This window comes from Novosphingobium sp. CCH12-A3 (assembly GCF_001556015.1).
Lineage (GTDB): Bacteria > Pseudomonadota > Alphaproteobacteria > Sphingomonadales > Sphingomonadaceae > Novosphingobium > Novosphingobium subterraneum.
In genome coordinates this window covers 1-17,163 of record NZ_LSIA01000102.1, presented here as the reverse complement: position 1 = coordinate 17,163, position 17,163 = coordinate 1, and the positions used below count along the sequence as shown (strand labels likewise).

The following is a 17,163-nucleotide window of genomic DNA, read 5'->3' as shown; positions in this document are numbered from 1 at the left end:
TCCTGCTCGCCTGAATCGATCCATCCGTGAAAGACGGCGTCGCCGTAGCGGATCCGTCTTTCCGCGCGCCCGCTGTCGGCCATGAGATCTATCGCATCCTGTTCGAGAACATGGACGATGGCTTTTGCGTCATCAAGTTCCTCGATGGGCCCCACGGCCCCCTCAGTGACTATGTCCACGTCCTCGCCAACCCTGCTTACGAGCGGCACACCGGAATTCCGAACGTAGTCGGGCAGCACTTGCGCGACATGGTGCCTGACGAGGCCGATGACTGGATCGCCTTCTACGGCAAGGTGCTGCACACGGGCGAGCCAATCCGGTTCCGCAACGAATTGGTCGCAACCAACCGCCACCTCGAGGTTTCGTCGTTCCGCATCGGCACGTTCGAGGATCGGCTGGTCGCGGTCCTGTTCAAGGACGTGACCGAGAGGGTCCGGGCCGAAGGCGCCTTGCACCAGCTCAATGAAACGCTCGAACAGCGGATTGCCGATGCGCTCGCGCAGCGTGAGCAGGCCGAGAACGCCCTGCGCCAGGCGCAGAAAATGGAAGCGGTGGGCCAGTTGACCGGTGGCCTCGCGCACGATTTCAACAACCTCCTGGCAGGTATAACCGGCGCGTTCGAGCTGGTAGGCCGGCGCGTGAACCAAGGCCGCAGTGACGAGGTGCCACGCTATGTCGAAGCAGGGCTTGGCGCCGCACAACGCGCTGCAGCACTGACCCACAGGTTGCTTGCGTTTTCCCGTCGCCAGACCCTGTCGCCGCGGGCAACACATGCCAATCGCCTGATCGAGGACTTCATCGAACTCGTCCGGCGCACCATGGGGCCGCAGATTGCCGTGCAAACCGATCTCGATCCTGCACTCTGGCTCGCGCTGGTAGACGCCAACCAGCTCGAGAACGCACTGCTCAATCTGTGCATCAATGCCCGCGACGCGATGCCGGACGGCGGCACGCTTGCCATCTCGACGCTCAATCTCGCGCTGGACGAGGACGATGCGCGCAGCCGGGGTCTTCCATCCGGTGACTACATGACGTTCACCGTGTCCGACTCCGGCGTGGGCATTGCCGACGAAGATCTCGACCGCGTGTTCGAACCCTTCTTCACGACCAAGCCCACGGGCAAGGGAACAGGCCTGGGCCTGTCAATGGTCTACGGCTTTGCACGCCAGAGCAACGGCATTGTCCGGATCCGTTCGACGCAGGGCGTGGGCACGCAAGTGCGGATCTACCTGCCGAGGCACGATGCTGCGCTCGAAGATGTCGTGGAGCACGCAGACATCCGTGGCCTCGATACGCCGCCCGATGCCACCGTGCTGGTCGTGGACGACGAACCTACCGTGCGCATGATGATGCTCGACGCGCTGGCCATGATCGGCATGCGCTGCATCGAAGCTGCCGATGGCGCAGCGGCGCTCGCCGTGCTTGATCGCTACCCCGATATCGACCTGCTTGTCACCGACGTGGGCCTGCCAGGCGGGCTCAACGGCCGACAGGTTGCCGACGAGGCGCGCCGCCGCCTGCCTGATCTAGGCGTCCTGTTCGTGACAGGTTACGCCGACAGCGTAGTGCTGCAGAACGATGCCCGTCTGGAGGATCGAACCGCGGTCCTGACCAAGCCCTTCCCCATCGAGGAACTCCAGCGACAGGCTGCGCGCCTGCTCGCCGGCAATCTAGCCCATCCCTCTGGAGTGCCGTCTCCTGCAGTCAGCTCTCTATGACCCGCTCGTAGAGGTCGACAGCCGCTTCGTCCTCGAAGGTATGTTCGTCATAACGAACGAAGCCAAGACGCTCGGCCAGTCGCACGGACGAATGGTTCTCAGGCTCGATCATGCAAGCGATGCGGCGCGGCTCATGAGTGCGGTCGAACCAGTCCAGCGCCGCCTCCATGCCTTCTCTTGCATAGCCACGGCCCCAGAAGGTCCGCGCCACGATCCACCCTGCCTCGACCACGTCATCAAGCCCCTTGCCGAAGCCGCGCAGTGAATGGAACAGGCCCATTTGCCCGACGAAGGCATTGCTGCCCTTCTCGTGCACGAGAAACATGCCGTAGCCGTAGAGCTGCCATGAGCCAGCCCCGCGCAGGGCACGCGAAAACATGTCTGTGGTAGGGTCTTCCGGCCGAGGCCCGAGGAACCGATGCACTTCGGGATCGGCGACAAGATCGCGCAGGAGAAGATAATCGTCGCGCCCCGGCACTCTGAGGATCAGCCGATCCGTCTCCAACTGCGGCAGCTCGTTCACAACATTACGTCCATCGCATGCAACACGAGGCCAACGAGTCCACCGACCAGGGTGCCGTTGATGCGGATGAACTGCAGGTCCCGGCCGACCGCCCCTTCAATGCGATCAGTCACGGTGCGGGCGTCCCACCGCTTCACGGTTTCGGACACGAGCCGCACGATCTGCGCGCCGTAGCGCGTCGACACGCCGACCAGCGTCCGCCGGGCAAAGCGATTGACCACCTTCTGCAGTCGCACATCGCGCTGCAGCGCATTGCCAAGCTCGGCAAGGCTTGCCCCCAACTGGCCGCCCAGCGCGCCGCGCGGGTTGCGGACGACCTGCAGGAGGCGCATCCTGCCACGTTCCCACAATCCGTCCAGCCACCGGCCGAATGCGGGATTGGCCAGCACCTCGTGCTTCATCCGTTCGACCTTCGCGCGCATATCGGCGTCGTTCACCAGATCGTCGGCAAGCGTTGCCAGACCTTCCTCGATCTTGCGGCGCAACGGGTGGTCGGGGACGACCAGCGTTTCGGCCAGAAGCTTGTAAAGGCCATCGAGGATGGCATTCGCCAGCTTTTCATCAAGGCCTGTCCAGCGCAGGATCGTGTTGGCGCGCTCGTGAATGGTTGACTGGATGAGAGGCTCGTTTGCCTCGATCGTCTCTGCAGCCTTGCGGATCAGGCTTTCGATGACCGGCATGTGCCGCCCATCGGCGATTGCCGCGCCCAGCAGCTGGCCCAGCAATGGCGCCAGTTCCAGCTTCTCCAGCTGCGTCCGCAATGCGCCTTTGGCAAGACCGCCAAGTTCATCGGGATCGAGCGATTCCAGCACATCGGCCAGCAACCCTGCCGCGCCATCGCGCAAGCGGCTTTCCCCCGTCCGCGGATCGGACAGAAACGCACCGGCGGCGGCGGCGGCGTTGACCGCCCCCATGCGGCGCGCGACAACCTGCGGAGTCAGGAAATTGGCCTGCAGGAACGATGCCATCGTATCGGCGATGCGGTCCTTGTTTTCGGGTATGATCGCCGTGTGCGGGATTGGCAGCCCGAGCGGATGCCGAAACAGCGCGGTTACCGCAAACCAGTCCGCCAGGCCACCGACCATCGCCGCTTCGGCAAAGGCCCGGATGAAGCCGATTGCCGGATGCAGTCCCTCATACCGTCGAGTGGCAACATAGATCAGCGCCATCGCCACCAGCAGGCAGGTGGCGACGATACGCATCCGCCGGGCACGATCAACCACCACTGGCATGGCGCGCCCTCTACCGATGCGGACGGGTCCGCTGGGGTTCGAAGGCGCTGCTTCGACGGGCTGTTGCGATCTGGCGGTCACTCCGCCGGAAATGCCTCGTGCTGCGGTTCGTTCCGCGTGGCTGGTACAATCGGCTTGGCAACGGGCCTTGGTGCCGGCTCATGCCCGAGAACCTTGCGGGCGAGCCATGGCCCGACGCGCTTCTCGAGACCGTCGGCAAGGCTGAAGCCCGCCGGCACGATCAGCAGTGTCAAGGCCGTGGACAGCGTGAGCCCGCCGATCACCACGACGCCCATCGGAGCACGCCATCCACCATCGCCGCCGACCGAAACCGCGGTCGGGATCATGCCGGCAACCATGGCCACGGTGGTCATGATGATCGGCTGCGCACGCTTGTGCCCGGCTTCGGTAATGGCCTCGAGCTTGGCCTTCCCGGTGGCCATCTCCTCGATCGCGAAGTCGATCAGCAGGATCGAGTTCTTCGCCACGATGCCGAACAGCATGAGAATGCCGATGAACACGGGCAGAGACAGCGCCTGCCCCATCAGGCCGATCGCCAGCAAGCCGCCCAGCGGGGCGAGGAACAGCGACCCCATGTTCACCAGCGGCGAGATGAAGCGGTGGTAGAGCAGCACCAGTACCGAAAACACCAGCAAGATGCCCGAAGCGACGGCGATGACGAAATTGTACATCAGCTCGGCCTGGAACTTGTCTTCGCCTGCCGCAGTGTTGGAAACGCCCTGCGGCAGATTTCGCATTACGGGCAGCTTCGCGATGGCGTTCATTGCATCGCCCTTGACCACGCCCGGAGGCAAGTCCGCACCGACAAAGACGCGGCGGCTCTGGTTGTAGCGCTGGATCTGCGTCGGCCCCGAACCGAATTCGATCTCGGCCACGCGCGACAGCGGAACCGATCCACCCGAAGCGGTCGGAACCGGCAGGTTCTCCAGCGTCGAAAGGTCCCGGCGCGAGGCTTCCGGCAACTTCACGCGGATCGGAACCTGACGATCGGACAGCGAGAACTTGGCGCTGTTCTGGTCGATTTCGCCCTGAGTCGCGATGCGGATCACCTGGCTCAGCGTCTGCGTTGTCACGCCGAGGCTCGCCGCAAGATCAAGCCTTGGCTTGATGATCACTTCAGGCCGGCGCAAGTCGGCACTGATGCGCGGGGCCACGACGAGCGGCAGCGTGCTCATCTGATCGACCAGCGTCTGTGCGGTCTTCTGCAGCAATTCTGGATCGGACCCGGCCAGCATGATGCTGATCGGTCGGCCCGAACCGCCACCGGGACCGCTCGGCCCCTGGGCCTGGAAGTTCGCCCGGATGTCCGAGATGGACTGCAATTGCGGGGTCAATTCGCGTTCGAAGACCAGGCTCGTCCGTTCGCGGTCGGGCCGGAGGTTGACATAGATGTTGCCGCGCCCCTCCCGCACCGAGGCCAGCTGCGATTCCACCTCGGGCTGCTTGGCGAGCAGGTCGACGACCTCGCCCACCTTGCGCTCGGTCTGTTGCAAGGTCGTGCCCGGGACCATTTCGATGGTGACCGTGCTCGAATCGCTGTCGGCGTCGGGGAAGAACTGTGCCGGGATCGACATGAACATGACGATGGTCAGCACGAAGGCACCGGCCCCGATGCCCATCATCCACAACCGGTGGTCGCGCAAGCGCGCGCGGAAGCGGCGGCGCGGATGCTCGGCGCGGTAGGCCCTCGCCTTCGAGGTATCGAGCGACCAGCCCAGCACCTTCATGTACTTGTCCATCCACGGCCCGCTGCCATGCTCCGCCTCGCCGTGCGCCTGCAGGAAATAGGCCGCGATCATCGGGGTGATCATGCGCGCGACCAGCAGCGAGAACAGGACCGAGATGACCACGGTCAGGCCGAAGTTCTTGAAGAACTGGCCGGATACGCCGGGCATGAGCGCCACGGGAAAGAACACGGCTACGATGGAGAACGTCGTCGCCACAACCGCGAGACCGATTTCGTCGGCGGCGTCGATCGCCGCCTGATAGGCGGTCTTGCCCATTCGCATGTGTCTGACGATATTCTCGATCTCGACGATCGCGTCATCGACCAGTACGCCCGCGACAAGCCCCAGCGCCAGAAGCGACATCTGGTTGAGCGTGAAGCCCATCAGGTCAAGGACCCAGAACGTGGGGATCGAAGACAGGGGAATGGCCAGCGCCGACACGATCGTCGCGCGCCAGTCCCTCAGGAACAGGAACACCACGACCACCGCCAGGACAGCGCCTTCGACCATCGCGTTCATCGACGAACGGTACTGATCCTTGGTCTGGATGACCGAGGTAAACAGGAGCTCGAAGTGGATCTTGCCGCCCTGCTCCTGCTTGATCTTCTCCATTTCCTTGAGCGCACCGTCATAGACGGACACGTCGGACTCCGCGCGCGCACGCGAAAACGAGAAGGTCACGACAGGCTTGCCGTTGAACTTCGCGATCGAGGTCAGTTCGCTATAGGAATCGCTGACATCGGCAACGTCGGCCAAACGCACCGTGCGATTGCCGCTGAGGCTGATCTCGGTCTGCGACAGTTCGTACGCGGTCTTCGCATTGCCGAGGACGCGAACCGACTGGCGCGAGCCGGCCACTTCGGTCTTGCCGCCTGCCGCGTTGATGTTGACCTGGCGCAGCGCTGCATTGACCTGGCTTGCAGTGACGCCGAGGCTTGTCATCTTCATCGGATCGAGCGTGACGGCAATCTCGCGATTGACCCCGCCCGAACGGCTGACCTCGGCCATGCCGGGCACGGTCAGCAGGCGCTTGGCGATCGTATCGTCAATGAACCACGAGAGCTGCTCGATGGTCATGTCGTCCGCCGCGACCGCGAAGTAGGCAATCGGGTTGGATGAGGTCTCGACCTTGAACACCTGCGGCTCGAGGATGCCCTCGGGCAGGTCGGAACGGATCTGGTCGACCTTGTTCTTGACCTCGTTGACCGCGGCGTTGATGTCCTGGCCGATCTTGAACTGGACCTGCGTCTGGCTGCTGCCTTCGGAGGCAGTCGACGTCAGCGTGTCGACACCGGCGATCGATCGCACGGCCGATTCGACACGCTGCGTGATCTGGTTCTCGATCTCCGTCGGAGCAGCGCCGGGCTGGCTGATCTGCACGATGACGACCGGGAATTCGATGTCCGGGTTGTCCTGGACCTTCATCTGCATGAACGAGACGAGGCCAGCGAGCGTAAGCCCGAGGAACAGGACGATGGGTACGACCGGGTTGCGGATGCACCAGGCCGAGATGTTCTGGAAGTTCATCGCCAGCCCTTATTTCTGAACGACCGGCCGGACCTTGTCCCCCGGATTGAGGAAGCCGCCGGCCCGCAGCACCACCCGCTCGCGGCCCGAAAGGCCCTCGACGACGGCGATGCCCTTCGCACTGACCTGACCGGTCTTCACCGGGCGGCGAACCGCCTTGTCATCCTGGTCGATGACGAAGACGTAGGACCCCTTATCGTCGCTGAGGATGGCCGATTCCGGCAGAAGCGGCGCGTTCGTTGTCCCGGAAACCAGCGTTGCGGTGGCAAAGCCGCCGGGGCGCAGGACCTTGTCGTAGGCAAGGGCAATGCGCGCGATCCCTTCGCGACTTGTCTGGTCGATCGTCGGCGAGAGTTGCCAGACCTGACCCGAGAACTTGCGGTCGGTGCCGACAGGCGTGACTTCCGCGCTCGCGCCCACCGCAAGACGCGCAAGGTCGGATTCCGAAAGGCGGGCCTGCATTTCCATCTGCCCGTCACGCGCCATGGAAAACAGAACGCCAGAACCCGGGGTAACGATCTGGCCCGGTTCGGCCGCACGCGTCAGGACAAGACCCGCCGCCGGCGCGACGATATTCAGACGCGCAGCGCGGGCACCGAGTTCGCCAAGGCTGGCCCTTGCCACCCGCACCCGTGCATTGGCGGCATCGCGGGTGGCGGTGAGCCGGTCGATGTCTGCCTTTGAGATAAATCCGCGCTCCACCAGCTTCAGCGCACGATCGAGGTTGGCCTGTGCCAGCCGGGCATCGGCGGCGGCCACTTCGACATTGGCGGCCTGGCTCGCGATCTGCTGGCCCTGGACCGACCGGTCGATCACAGCGAGAACCTGGCCTGCACGGACCCAGTCGCCCGCATCCACCAGCACCTGCACGATCTGCCCGCCTTCCCCGGCAACCCCGACCGGCATCTCGCGCCTCGCGGCAATCGTGCCGCTGGCCGTGATGGTTCCAGCGATGGTGGTGGTACCGGGCACCACGACGGTCACGACCTGCGCCTGCGATTCCTGCGCATCGGCAGCGGCATTGCCATCGCCCCGGTGCATGAGAAACCACGCTGCTGCCAGAACCGCCAGAACCGCTGCACCGATGATCCAGATGCGTCGGGACGACAGCCGACCATCGCCCTCTCCGTCAAAAGCGGGCGAGACGGTATTGTCGGCGTTGATCGTCGTTTCGTAGTTCATGTTCGTCAATGCCTTCGTCCCGCGGCGGGGCGAGGGCAGGCCCCTTGAAATTCGAGTAGGTGTGTTACATTCATAACGCACTTGCCGCAAGCATGCGGCACCGCCGTATGGCAGGTCATTGCATTGCAATAGCTACCCTTCCGACGAGGCGCAATTCCGTCTCGACGAAGGACTTATGCCGAAATGGACACCGTGTCTTTCTTGCACCTGTAACTTTTTGTAACCCGCCGGATACCTTTGCAGTGCAAGCGAACAACGGAACAGATGCCCCAAAGAACAACGGCCGCCTCCCGAAGGAAGCGGCCGCCGCGGATGGAGCTGGTTGTTGCGATCAATACTTGAGCTGTCGCTCGTACAGGTCGCGATAATGCTGGATCCGGGTCACGCGCAGGCCCTGCATGCCCGAGCGGTCGACCGCGCGCTGCCACGATGCGAACTCCTCGAGCGTGAGGTTGTAGCGCTCGCAGACCTCGTCGATGGTCAGGAGCCCGCCGTTCACTGCCGCTACGACTTCCGCCTTGCGCCGGACCACCCAGCGCGTGGTGTTGGCAGGCGGCAGACTGTCGAGCGTCAGGGGTTCGCCGAGCGGGCCGATGACTTGTGCCGGACGGATTTTCTGGTTCTCGATCATGTCAGTCTCGTGCTTCGGCGCGGCCTTGCCGCGTCACGGTCATATCGGCGGCGAATGTGCCCAGTCCTGCTTTGCCATTCGCTGAAGACTTAGGGTTAACGACCCGTTCATGCGGTGGATTGCCCCATACGTTCGACGCAATGAAGGCGGCGGTGAGTCTGTGGAAACTGCCACCTTCCTCGGCGAGCCCATCTTCGCCTTCCGCACACATCGATCGGCGCAGATCCTGCGTTGCGGCGATGCGGGCGCACAGCCCGTGCCACGACAGCGGACGCAACCCGGACCCGGCTGTCGAAACCGTATCGCCGCCGAAAAACGCCGCATGATCGTTCAAACTCATATCCATCGCGGTGCTTCTAGGCGCGAGATGGCTAAGGTCCGGTAAAGGGGCCGTTTAATTGTTGTTAATCTTGTGACGGTCCGAATCCGTGTTCCTGCCGCACGCTTTGCGCTGCGGCGCCAAACCGACTATGGCGCGCCTCATGCTCGACACGGCAACACTTCCAGACCTCTTCGACCTGCCCCAACCGGTCAAGGCGCGGCGCATCGTCGTTGCCATGTCCGGCGGCGTCGACAGTTCGGTCGTGGCGGGAATTGCTGCGGCAAGCGGGGCCGAAGTGATCGGCATTACCCTGCAACTTTACGATTATGGCGCGGCGACCGGGCGCAAGGGCGCATGCTGCGCCGGTGACGACATCCGCGATGCACGTGCCGTGGCCGACCGCCTGGGCATCGCCCATTACGTCTTCGACCACGAATCCAGCTTCCGCGAGGAAGTCGTCGAGCGCTTTGCCGATGATTATCTCAACGGTCGGACTCCGATTCCCTGCGTTCGCTGCAACATGGGACCGAAGTTTACCGATCTTCTGGCGATGGCCCGCGAATTGGGTGCAGATTGCCTGGCGACCGGTCACTACGTGCGCCGCGTGGTCGGTGCCGACGGCCCCGAACTCCACCGTGCGTTCGATCCGGCGCGCGACCAGTCCTACTTTCTCTATGGCACGACCGAGGCCCAGCTCGATTTCCTGCGTTTCCCGCTGGGCGGCCTGCCGAAGACCGAAACGCGCCGCATCGCCGAGGACATGGGCCTCGTCGTCGCCGCCAAGCCCGACAGCCAGGACATCTGCTTCGTGCCGGATGGCGACTATGCGAAGATCGTGCGGTCGGTCCGGCCCGAAGGCGACGCGCCCGGCGAGATCGTCCATGCTGCCAGTGGCGGAGTGCTCGGGCACCATCGCGGCATCATCCACTATACCGTGGGCCAGCGGCGCGGCCTCGAGATCGGCGGACAGCCCGAACCGCTCTACGTGATCGGTCTCGATGCGCCGCAGCGCCGCGTGCTGGTGGGGCCGCGTCCGATGCTGGCAGTCAGCCGCGCGAAGATCACGGAAACCAACCGCATCGGCCCGCTCCCGGCGGGACCGCTGACGGCAAAGGTGCGCTCGCTGGCAAAGCCCGTACCGGTCGAACTGGAAGGTCCGTTCGGCGAAGGCGCCAGCGCAACGATCCGCTTCATGCAGCCCGAGTACGGCGTCGCTCCGGGGCAGGCCGCTGTGCTCTATGCGGGCGAGCGGGTGGTCGGCGGCGGCTGGATCGATTCGACCGAGCGTTGGGACGCCTGAAGCTTCAATTCTTGCGCCTTATTTCTTCCACGGCTCGAGCACGCAGCCCGGCCCCTTGCGATAGGTTGCGGTCTGGCTGAACAGCAGGGCGAAGCGCGCTGTCACGCTCTTGGCCTCGGCATCCTCGCTCAGGGACACCAGTTCCATTCCCGGCTCGAAATCCTTGCGGCAATCCGACAGTTCGCGCCCGCCGACGAAGCGGCACGAACATGCCACGCGCGCGCCATAGCTTGCCCCGGTCGTCGCATAGCCGCGAATTGCGGTCCAGAACGTCGCCAGCACCGCAAGCAGCAGAGCCAGTGCGATCAGCAGCGCGCGCCAGCGCCAGCTGCGTTTGGGTGCGATCGTCAATGACGGAGCTGTGGGGGAACTGTGGTTGCCGGTTGCCATGACTGCCGATTCTGGTCGAAAGGACTGGCCCGATGGCCCGCCGCTCGCTCTCCCTTATCCTGACCCTTGCGCTGCTGCCAGCCGTGGCTGGCTGTTCGCGGGGGACGAATGAGGCCGAAGGTCCGCCGCCCATCTCGGAAGAAGCGATGAAGGCGGTGGTCAAGGACCCCGGCACCGGTCGCGAAAAGCTGGCCCGCGCGGTCGACGCCCTGTTCGCGCCAGAGATGGGCGAGACGCGCGCCGTCATCGTGATGAAGAACGGCCGCATCGTCGCCGAGCGATACGCCGAGGGCTATCACGAGAATACCCGCTTCGTCAGCTGGTCGATGGCCAAGTCGGTCACCGGCGTGATGATCGGGATGCTCGTGTCCGATGGGCGCCTGCGGCTGGACGAGACCGCGCCGGTTCCGGCGTGGCAGCGCCCCGGCGATCCGCGCGGCGAGATCACGCTTCGCCAGTTGCTGCAGATGCGGTCGGGCCTGCGCCATTCCGAAGCGATCGATCCGGTCTACGAATCCGACGAAGTGCGCATGCTGTTCCTCGACGGTCGCGACGACATGGCGCGCTATGCCGAGGACCAGCCGCTCGAAGCGGAGCCCGGCCGCAAGTTCGAATACTCTTCGGCGACCAGCGTGATCCTCGCCGATCTCGCAGCGCGCGTGCTCTCGCCCGCGCCGAACCCGGAGAATCGCCGTCAGGCCGTGGCCGATTACCTGCGCACCCGCCTGTTCGAACCGGCTGGCATGAAATCGATGCTGCCCGAATTCGACGCCGCGGGCACGCTGATCGGCGGTTCGCTGATCCACGGCACCGCGCGCGACTGGGCAAAGTTCGGCGAGTTTCTGCGCAACAAGGGCTCGGTCAAGGGCGCGCAGATCATCCCGCGGCAGTGGATCGAGTTCATGGTCACGCCCTCACCGCGCGAGGCGCAGTACGGCGCGCAGATCTGGCTCAACCGAACCCCTACGAACGGCGAATCCTCGCTGTTTCCCGATCGTGGCCCTAAGGACCTGTTCGCCTGCATCGGCCATCTTGGCCAGTACGTGATCGTCAGCCCGAGCCGCGGGCTTACCGTGGTGCGCCTCGGCAAGACGCCGGACGAACAGCTGGCCCCGCTGGTGGACGGCCTGGCGGACGTTGTGGCGCTCTACCGCTGAGGCTTCACGGCAGGCGGAACAGCCCCTCGACCACGGTCACGCAATCGCCGCCCAGCAACACGCGGTCACCTTCGAGGCGGCAGACGAAGTCCGCGCCGCGTGCCGAGGCCTGATGCGCCGAGAATGTCGCGCGCCCGAGCTTGCTTGCCCAGTACGGCGCGAGCGCAGCGTGGGCCGATCCGGTGGCGGCATCCTCGTCAATCCCGCCACCCGGCACGAACACGCGGCTGACGATGTCTGCGCCCGAGGCATGTCCGCTGCCCGCGGCGGTGGCGATGAACTGCGTGTCGCCGAACCGTAGCAGGGCCTTGAAATCCGGCGCGAGTGCGAGGACTTCGTCAGCCGTGGCGTAATGAAAGATGTTGTAGCCATCGCCCTGCCAGACGTCGATCGGCTTGCCCGGCCCGAGCAGAGGCACCGCATCGTCGAACGCACCGGGAGCCGTGGGCACGGCCGGAAGCGAAAGCACGTAGCGATCGCCATCGCGCGCAACCTCGAGCACGCCGGCCTTGCGCGTCGAGAACGTGACACGGCCCCGCATCGGGTCCTGCGCCAGCACGACGTGCCCGGATGCCAGCGTGGCGTGGCCACACATCGCCACTTCGACAGCAGGGGTGAACCAGCGGAGCTCGAAATCGGCCCTGCCGGTTTGATCGGGCACGAGGAAGGCGGTTTCGGCGAACATGTTCTCCGCGCCGATCGCCTGAAGCGTTGCGTCGTCAGGCCAGGCATCGAGCATCATCACCGCCGCCTGATTGCCACCCAGGGCGCGGGCGGTGAAAGCATCGACGTGGAAGTAGGGAACTCGGGAATCGGTCACGCGGCTGTCCTCAAGTGTTCGGCGCACCCTGTGCGAGGATGGCCGGGCTGGTGCCATCGGGACCGGGGCTGAGCAGGTTCTCGGCGCCCATCATGTCCTCGTCGACCAGCCCTTCGGGGTCTGGGTGGATGAGGATCTCGACGCCGGGGAACTCCGCCATCAGCTTGTCCTCGATCTCGTCCATAACACGGTGCGCCTCGGTCACGGTCATGCGTCCGTCGACCCAGACGTGGAACTGGACGAAATCGCGGTTGCCGCTGGTGCGGGTGCGCAAGTCGTGCAGGCCCTTGAGCTCAGGGTGCTGGGCGACGACTTCGAGAAAACGCTCGCGCTTCTCGAGCGGCCATTCGTGGTCCATCAGCTGATCGACGGCTTCCTGCGATGCGCCCCACGCGCCCCACGCCAGCCATAGCGCGATGCCGAATGCGAACACCGCGTCGGCACCCTTGATGCCTACATAAGTGTCGAGCACCAGCGCGGCGATGACCGCGAGGTTGAGGAACAGGTCGGACTTGTAGTGCACATTGTCGGTGCTGATCGCCAGGCTGCCGGTCTGACGGATGACGTGGCGCTGGTAGGCCAGCAGTGCCAGGGTCGCGCCGAGCGCGATGGTCGAGACAACGACGCCCGACTCCGCCTCGGCCACTTGCGCCTGCCCGAGGAACTGCCCGACCGCACGGAAGGCAAGGCCGATGGCCGAGATCGAGATCAGCACGACCTGGAACATCGCCGCCAGCGCTTCGGCCTTGCCATGCCCGAAGCGGTGGTTGTGGTCGTCAGGCTGCGAGGCGACCCACACGCCGAGCAAGGTGGCAAGGCTCGCCACCAGATCGAGCGCGGTATCGGCAAGGCTGCCGAGCATGGCAGTCGACCCGGTCGAGAGCACTGCCCACGCCTTCATGCCGACGAGAAGCACCGCCACCGAAATGCTGGCAAGCGCAGCCTTGCGGTTGAGGTCGGCGTGGGTGTCGGCGCGGGTCATGTCCATGGCGGGTGCCTTAGGGGTAAAGCAGGGTGCTGGTCCAGCCGCCTGCTCCGTCGGCCACGAAGCGGCGACGTTCGTGCAGGCGGTAATCGCGGTCTTGCCAGAACTCGATTGCGACAGGGGTTACGCGGTAGCCCGACCAGTGCGCCGGGCGCGGCACGTTGCCATCGGGATAGCGCTGCCGCAACGCATCGACCCGGTCGAGGTAGACCTGACGGTCCGGCAGCGGGCGCGACTGGTCCGATGCGGCCGAGCCAAGGCGCGATTCGGGATGGCGGCTGGCGAAATAGGCATCGGCCTCGGCAGCCGTGACTTCGGCAATCGAACCCTCGATGCGGATCTGGCGGCGCAGCGACTTCCAGTGGAACAGCAGCGCGACGTGGGGATTTGCCGCCAATTCGCCGCCCTTGCGGCTGTGGAAGTTGGTGTAGAACACGAAGCCGTCCGGGCCGTGGCCCTTGAGCAGCACCATGCGCACCGAGGGATGGCCGTCGGGCGTAGATGTCGCCAGCGCCATGGCGTTGGGATCATTGGGCTCGCTGGCCTGCGCCTGAGCATACCACGATTCGAAGATCGCGAGCGGATCGGCATGGGGGATCGCGTCGGAAGTCTGTTCAGGTTGCACTGGAATTTCCTGAAAGGGGTTTACGGGGTTTACACAGTCCAGAGAAAACTTTCCGGCGGGGTTTTCTGAACGACCGGGCTCCCTGCCTTCATGAGGTGTCTGGCATGGCGGGAGCGGTTTTCCATGACCGGGATCAATTGCATGGAGACCGGCCTACTCTTCTGCTGCGATGTAGGAAAGGCAACCTTGCGGGCAACGCTTGCAAATCCTAGCTAGAGTGCCATGGCCGATCCGTATTCCACCCTGGGGGTTCCGCGCAACGCAAGCGAGAAGGACATCAAGTCCGCCTATCGCAAGCTGGCCAAGGAACTGCACCCGGACACCAACAAGGACAACCCCAAGGCGGCGGAGCGCTTTTCCGAAGTGACCCGCGCCTATGACCTGCTGTCCGACAAGGACAAGCGGGCCAAGTTCGATCGTGGCGAGATCGACGCAGAAGGCAATCCGACCGGCCCGTTCGGCGGTGGCTTCGGCGGAGGCGGCGGCTTTCGCGGGCACCAGGGCGGTTTCCGCCATGACGGCGGCTTCGAAGGCGGCTTCGGCGGCGCCGAGGGAGTCGATATCGGCGACATCTTCGAAGGACTGTTCGGCGGTCGCGGCGGAATGGGTGGAATGGGTGGAATGGGTGGCGGGGCGCGCCGCGGTCCTCCGCCCAAGGGCGCCAATGTGAACTACCGCCTGCAGGTCTCGTTCGTCGATGCAGCGACGCGCGCCAACCAGCGCATCACCCTGTCGGACGGCAAGACCATCGACCTGAAGCTGCCTGCAGGGCTCGAGAGCGGCCAGCAGATGCGGCTGGGTGGCAAGGGCGAACCCGGCCCCGGCGGCAACGGCGACGCCATCGTCACTATCGAGATCGGCAGCCACCCCTTCTACGAGCGCGACGGCGACAACATCCGGCTCGCCCTGCCGATCAGCCTTGCCGAGGCGCTGAACGGAGCAAAGGTCAAGGTGCCGACAGTCGATGGCGCCGTCATGCTGACCGTGGCTCCGGGCAGTTCGAGCGGCAAGACGCTGCGCCTCAAGGGCAAGGGCTTCACCCGCAAGGATGGCACCCGCGGCGACCAGCTGGTGACGCTGCAGATCGACATTCCTGCCGATGACGGGGACCTGAAAGCACGTCTCGAGGGTTGGGCGGACATGCGCAACCTTCGTGACAAGCTTGGTGTCTGAGTGAACGCTCCCGGCCAGACCCCGCCGGGGCCCCGCCCGCTTGTCGACATGCCGGATCTTTCGCCCGAAGCACGGCGGCGCGAAGCGCTGCGCTGGCGCTCCGGACTTGCCGAGGCCCGCGAAAGGCTAGGCCCAGGGAGCAGGGCCTGGGAAGTGATCAAGCGCGTGTGGACCGGCGTCTTCAATGACGGTTCGATCCATGCCGGCAATCTTGCCTACATGATCGTCATCGCGCTGTTCCCGTTCTTCATTACCGGGGCCGCGCTGTTCTCGTTTATCGGCGAGGCGAGCCAGCGCGCGGCCGCAATCGATACGGTGCTCATCGCCCTGCCTCCGGTCGTTGCGACGACCATCGAACCGGTTGCCCGCAGCGTGATCGAAGCGCGTACCGGCTGGCTCCTGTGGATCGGCGGAATCTTCGGCCTGTGGACAGTGGGCAGTCTGGTCGAGACGATCCGGGACATCCTGCGCCGCGCCTATGGCACGCGCTGGGAACATGCCTTCTGGCGATACCGGCTGGCATCGACCGGAATCACGCTGGCGTCGGTCGTCCTCATTCTCTTCGCCATTTTCGCACAGGTCGTGATCGGCGCTGCGCAGGAAGTCATCGAGGCATGGTTGCCGCAATTCGCGGATATCCTCGGCAGCCTGGCCCTTTCGCGCTTCATTCCCGCCGTGGTTCTTTATGGCGCGCTGTGGCTGCTGTTCATTTCGCTGACCCCCGGCGCCTATCGCGGGCGCGGCTATCCGAAATGGCCGGGGGCGCTGTTCGTGACGATCTGGTGGATTGTAGTGACGACGCTGCTGCCCACCGCCTTGCGGACGTTCTTTTCGTACGATCTCACCTACGGAAGTCTCGCCGGGGTGATGATCGCCCTTTTCTTTTTCTGGCTGGTGGGCTTAGGGATGGTGGTGGGGGCCGAACTCAACGCCGCACTTGCCGAAACACCGGAAGAGCGCGACATGCTGGGCCAGGCTGACAATCGCGCACGCGCATCGCGCACGAGCGCCGGGAACGAGACAAGAAGCGAGAACACTGACGCATGACTGGACTTATGGAAGGCAAGCGCGGCCTGATCATGGGCCTCGCCAATGACAAGTCGCTCGCCTGGGGCATTGCCAAGCAGCTTCACGAACACGGCGCGGAACTGGCCTTTTCCTACCAGGGCGAAGCGCTGGAGAAGCGCGTGCGCCCGCTGGCCGCGAGCCTTGGCAGCGATTTCCTGATCGAATGCGACGTGTCCGACATGGCCGCGCTCGACCAGACGTTCGAAACACTGAAGGCGAAGTGGCCGACGATCGACTTCATCGTCCACGCCATCGGCTATTCCGACAAGAACCAGCTGCGTGGAAAGTTCTACGACACCACGCTCGACAACTTCCTGATGACCATGAACATCTCGGCCTACAGCCTCGTGGCGGTGACCAAGCGGGCCATGGAGATGATGCCGAACGGCGGGTCGATCCTGACGCTGACCTATTACGGCGCGGAAAAGGTCGTGCCGCACTACAACGTGATGGGCGTGGCCAAGGCGGCGCTGGAAACCAGCGTGAAGTACCTCGCCAACGACTGCGGGCCTTCGGGCGTGCGCGTGAATGCGATTTCGGCAGGTCCGATCAAGACGCTGGCCGCCAGCGGCATCGGCGATTTCCGCTACATCCTCAAGTGGAACGAGCTGAACAGCCCGCTGCGCCGGAATGTCACGATCGAGGACGTGGGCGGTGCGGGTCTTTACCTGCTGTCCGACCTGTCATCGGGCGTGACTGGCGAGACGCATCACGTTGATGCCGGCTATCACACTGTCGGCATGAAGCAGGAAGACGCGCCGG

General features: G+C 64.6%; 16 protein-coding genes. 6 read left to right on the top strand and 10 right to left on the bottom strand.

Annotated elements, in window-relative coordinates:
* Window positions 1-26: 26 nt before the first annotated feature.
* Window positions 27-1,718, top strand: coding sequence for an ATP-binding protein (locus AX703_RS07485; protein WP_231735435.1), 1,692 nt, complete (start codon window positions 27-29; stop codon window positions 1,716-1,718).
* On the opposite strand, the gene AX703_RS07480 is transcribed toward AX703_RS07485, so the two are convergent.
* From AX703_RS07480 to AX703_RS07455, 6 genes are all read right to left on the bottom strand, one after another.
* On the bottom strand, window positions 1,705-2,241 hold the full coding sequence (locus AX703_RS07480; protein WP_062343482.1) for a GNAT family N-acetyltransferase: 537 nt from the start codon (window positions 2,239-2,241) through the stop codon (window positions 1,705-1,707). The genes AX703_RS07485 and AX703_RS07480 overlap by 14 nt on opposite strands.
* Window positions 2,238-3,443, bottom strand: coding sequence for a DUF445 domain-containing protein (locus AX703_RS07475; RefSeq protein WP_062343481.1), 1,206 nt, complete (start codon window positions 3,441-3,443; stop codon window positions 2,238-2,240). Before AX703_RS07475 ends, AX703_RS07480 begins: the two co-directional genes overlap by 4 nt.
* Before the next feature lie 107 nt (window positions 3,444-3,550).
* The gene (locus tag AX703_RS07470) at window positions 3,551-6,748 is read right to left on the bottom strand and encodes an efflux RND transporter permease subunit (protein ID WP_039337838.1); all 3,198 of its coding nucleotides are present in this window, start codon (window positions 6,746-6,748) and stop codon (window positions 3,551-3,553) included.
* A gap of 9 nt (window positions 6,749-6,757) precedes the next feature.
* Window positions 6,758-7,930, bottom strand: coding sequence for an efflux RND transporter periplasmic adaptor subunit (locus tag AX703_RS07465; RefSeq protein ID WP_039337837.1), 1,173 nt, complete (start codon window positions 7,928-7,930; stop codon window positions 6,758-6,760).
* A gap of 331 nt (window positions 7,931-8,261) precedes the next feature.
* Window positions 8,262-8,561, bottom strand: coding sequence for a DUF1153 domain-containing protein (locus tag AX703_RS07460; RefSeq protein ID WP_039337836.1), 300 nt, complete (start codon window positions 8,559-8,561; stop codon window positions 8,262-8,264).
* A gap of 1 nt (window position 8,562) precedes the next feature.
* The gene (locus tag AX703_RS07455) at window positions 8,563-8,895 is read right to left on the bottom strand and encodes a hypothetical protein (protein WP_156451957.1); all 333 of its coding nucleotides are present in this window, start codon (window positions 8,893-8,895) and stop codon (window positions 8,563-8,565) included.
* A 148-nt stretch (window positions 8,896-9,043) separates the two neighbouring features.
* Between AX703_RS07455 and mnmA the strand changes: the two genes are divergently transcribed.
* On the top strand, window positions 9,044-10,183 hold the full coding sequence (gene mnmA / locus AX703_RS07450) for a tRNA 2-thiouridine(34) synthase MnmA (protein ID WP_062343493.1): 1,140 nt from the start codon (window positions 9,044-9,046) through the stop codon (window positions 10,181-10,183).
* An 18-nt stretch (window positions 10,184-10,201) separates the two neighbouring features.
* Here mnmA and AX703_RS07445 read toward each other — a convergent pair whose 3' ends face one another.
* Window positions 10,202-10,534, bottom strand: a complete 333-nt coding sequence (locus tag AX703_RS07445; RefSeq protein WP_369820997.1) for a hypothetical protein — start codon at window positions 10,532-10,534, stop codon at window positions 10,202-10,204.
* A 71-nt stretch (window positions 10,535-10,605) separates the two neighbouring features.
* On the opposite strand from AX703_RS07445, the gene AX703_RS07440 reads away from it, so the two are divergent.
* Window positions 10,606-11,730 (top strand): serine hydrolase, encoded by a 1,125-nt coding sequence (locus tag AX703_RS07440; RefSeq protein ID WP_062343479.1) that lies wholly within the window; start codon window positions 10,606-10,608, stop codon window positions 11,728-11,730.
* 4 nt (window positions 11,731-11,734) lie between these two features.
* Here the strand turns inward: AX703_RS07440 and AX703_RS07435 are convergent, their stop codons facing one another.
* The 3 genes from AX703_RS07435 to pdxH are packed head-to-tail and all read right to left on the bottom strand — an operon-like array spanning window position 11,735 to window position 14,160.
* The gene (locus tag AX703_RS07435; protein WP_062343478.1) at window positions 11,735-12,550 is read right to left on the bottom strand and encodes a PhzF family phenazine biosynthesis protein; all 816 of its coding nucleotides are present in this window, start codon (window positions 12,548-12,550) and stop codon (window positions 11,735-11,737) included.
* A 10-nt stretch (window positions 12,551-12,560) separates the two neighbouring features.
* Complete coding sequence (locus tag AX703_RS07430; protein WP_039337833.1) at window positions 12,561-13,538, bottom strand: cation diffusion facilitator family transporter; 978 nt, start codon at window positions 13,536-13,538, stop codon at window positions 12,561-12,563.
* Between the two features lie 10 nt (window positions 13,539-13,548).
* A complete protein-coding gene (pdxH, locus tag AX703_RS07425) occupies window positions 13,549-14,160 on the bottom strand; it encodes a pyridoxamine 5'-phosphate oxidase (protein WP_062343477.1) in 612 nt (203 codons plus the stop codon).
* 222 nt (window positions 14,161-14,382) lie between these two features.
* Here pdxH and AX703_RS07420 point away from each other — a divergent pair, with 222 nt between their 5' ends.
* From AX703_RS07420 to fabI, 3 genes are all read left to right on the top strand, one after another.
* A complete protein-coding gene (locus tag AX703_RS07420; protein WP_062343476.1) occupies window positions 14,383-15,333 on the top strand; it encodes a DnaJ C-terminal domain-containing protein in 951 nt (316 codons plus the stop codon).
* Between the two features lie 48 nt (window positions 15,334-15,381).
* Entirely contained in the window at window positions 15,382-16,380 is a 999-nt protein-coding gene (locus tag AX703_RS07415) for a YihY/virulence factor BrkB family protein (protein WP_039337858.1), read from the top strand.
* Window positions 16,377-17,163 (top strand): enoyl-ACP reductase FabI (gene fabI / locus AX703_RS07410; RefSeq protein WP_062343492.1); only part of this gene is annotated, 787 nt, incomplete at its 3' end. The genes AX703_RS07415 and fabI, both read left to right, overlap by 4 nt.

What these genes read in the sequence shown, in the direction of transcription:
- AX703_RS07430 (WP_039337833.1), bottom strand. Translation starts at nt 13,538, where the DNA reads ATGGACATGACCCGCGCCGACACCCACGCCGACCTCAACCGCAAGGCT.
- AX703_RS07470 (WP_039337838.1), bottom strand. Translation starts at nt 6,748, where the DNA reads ATGAACTTCCAGAACATCTCGGCCTGGTGCATCCGCAACCCGGTCGTA.
- AX703_RS07415 (WP_039337858.1), top strand. Translation starts at nt 15,382, where the DNA reads ATGCCGGATCTTTCGCCCGAAGCACGGCGGCGCGAAGCGCTGCGCTGG.
- AX703_RS07460 (WP_039337836.1), bottom strand. Translation starts at nt 8,561, where the DNA reads ATGATCGAGAACCAGAAAATCCGTCCGGCACAAGTCATCGGCCCGCTC.
- AX703_RS07475 (WP_062343481.1), bottom strand. Translation starts at nt 3,443, where the DNA reads ATGCGTATCGTCGCCACCTGCCTGCTGGTGGCGATGGCGCTGATCTAT.
- AX703_RS07420 (WP_062343476.1), top strand. Translation starts at nt 14,383, where the DNA reads ATGGCCGATCCGTATTCCACCCTGGGGGTTCCGCGCAACGCAAGCGAG.
- mnmA (WP_062343493.1), top strand. Translation starts at nt 9,044, where the DNA reads ATGCTCGACACGGCAACACTTCCAGACCTCTTCGACCTGCCCCAACCG.
- AX703_RS07440 (WP_062343479.1), top strand. Translation starts at nt 10,606, where the DNA reads ATGGCCCGCCGCTCGCTCTCCCTTATCCTGACCCTTGCGCTGCTGCCA.
- AX703_RS07465 (WP_039337837.1), bottom strand. Translation starts at nt 7,930, where the DNA reads ATGAACTACGAAACGACGATCAACGCCGACAATACCGTCTCGCCCGCT.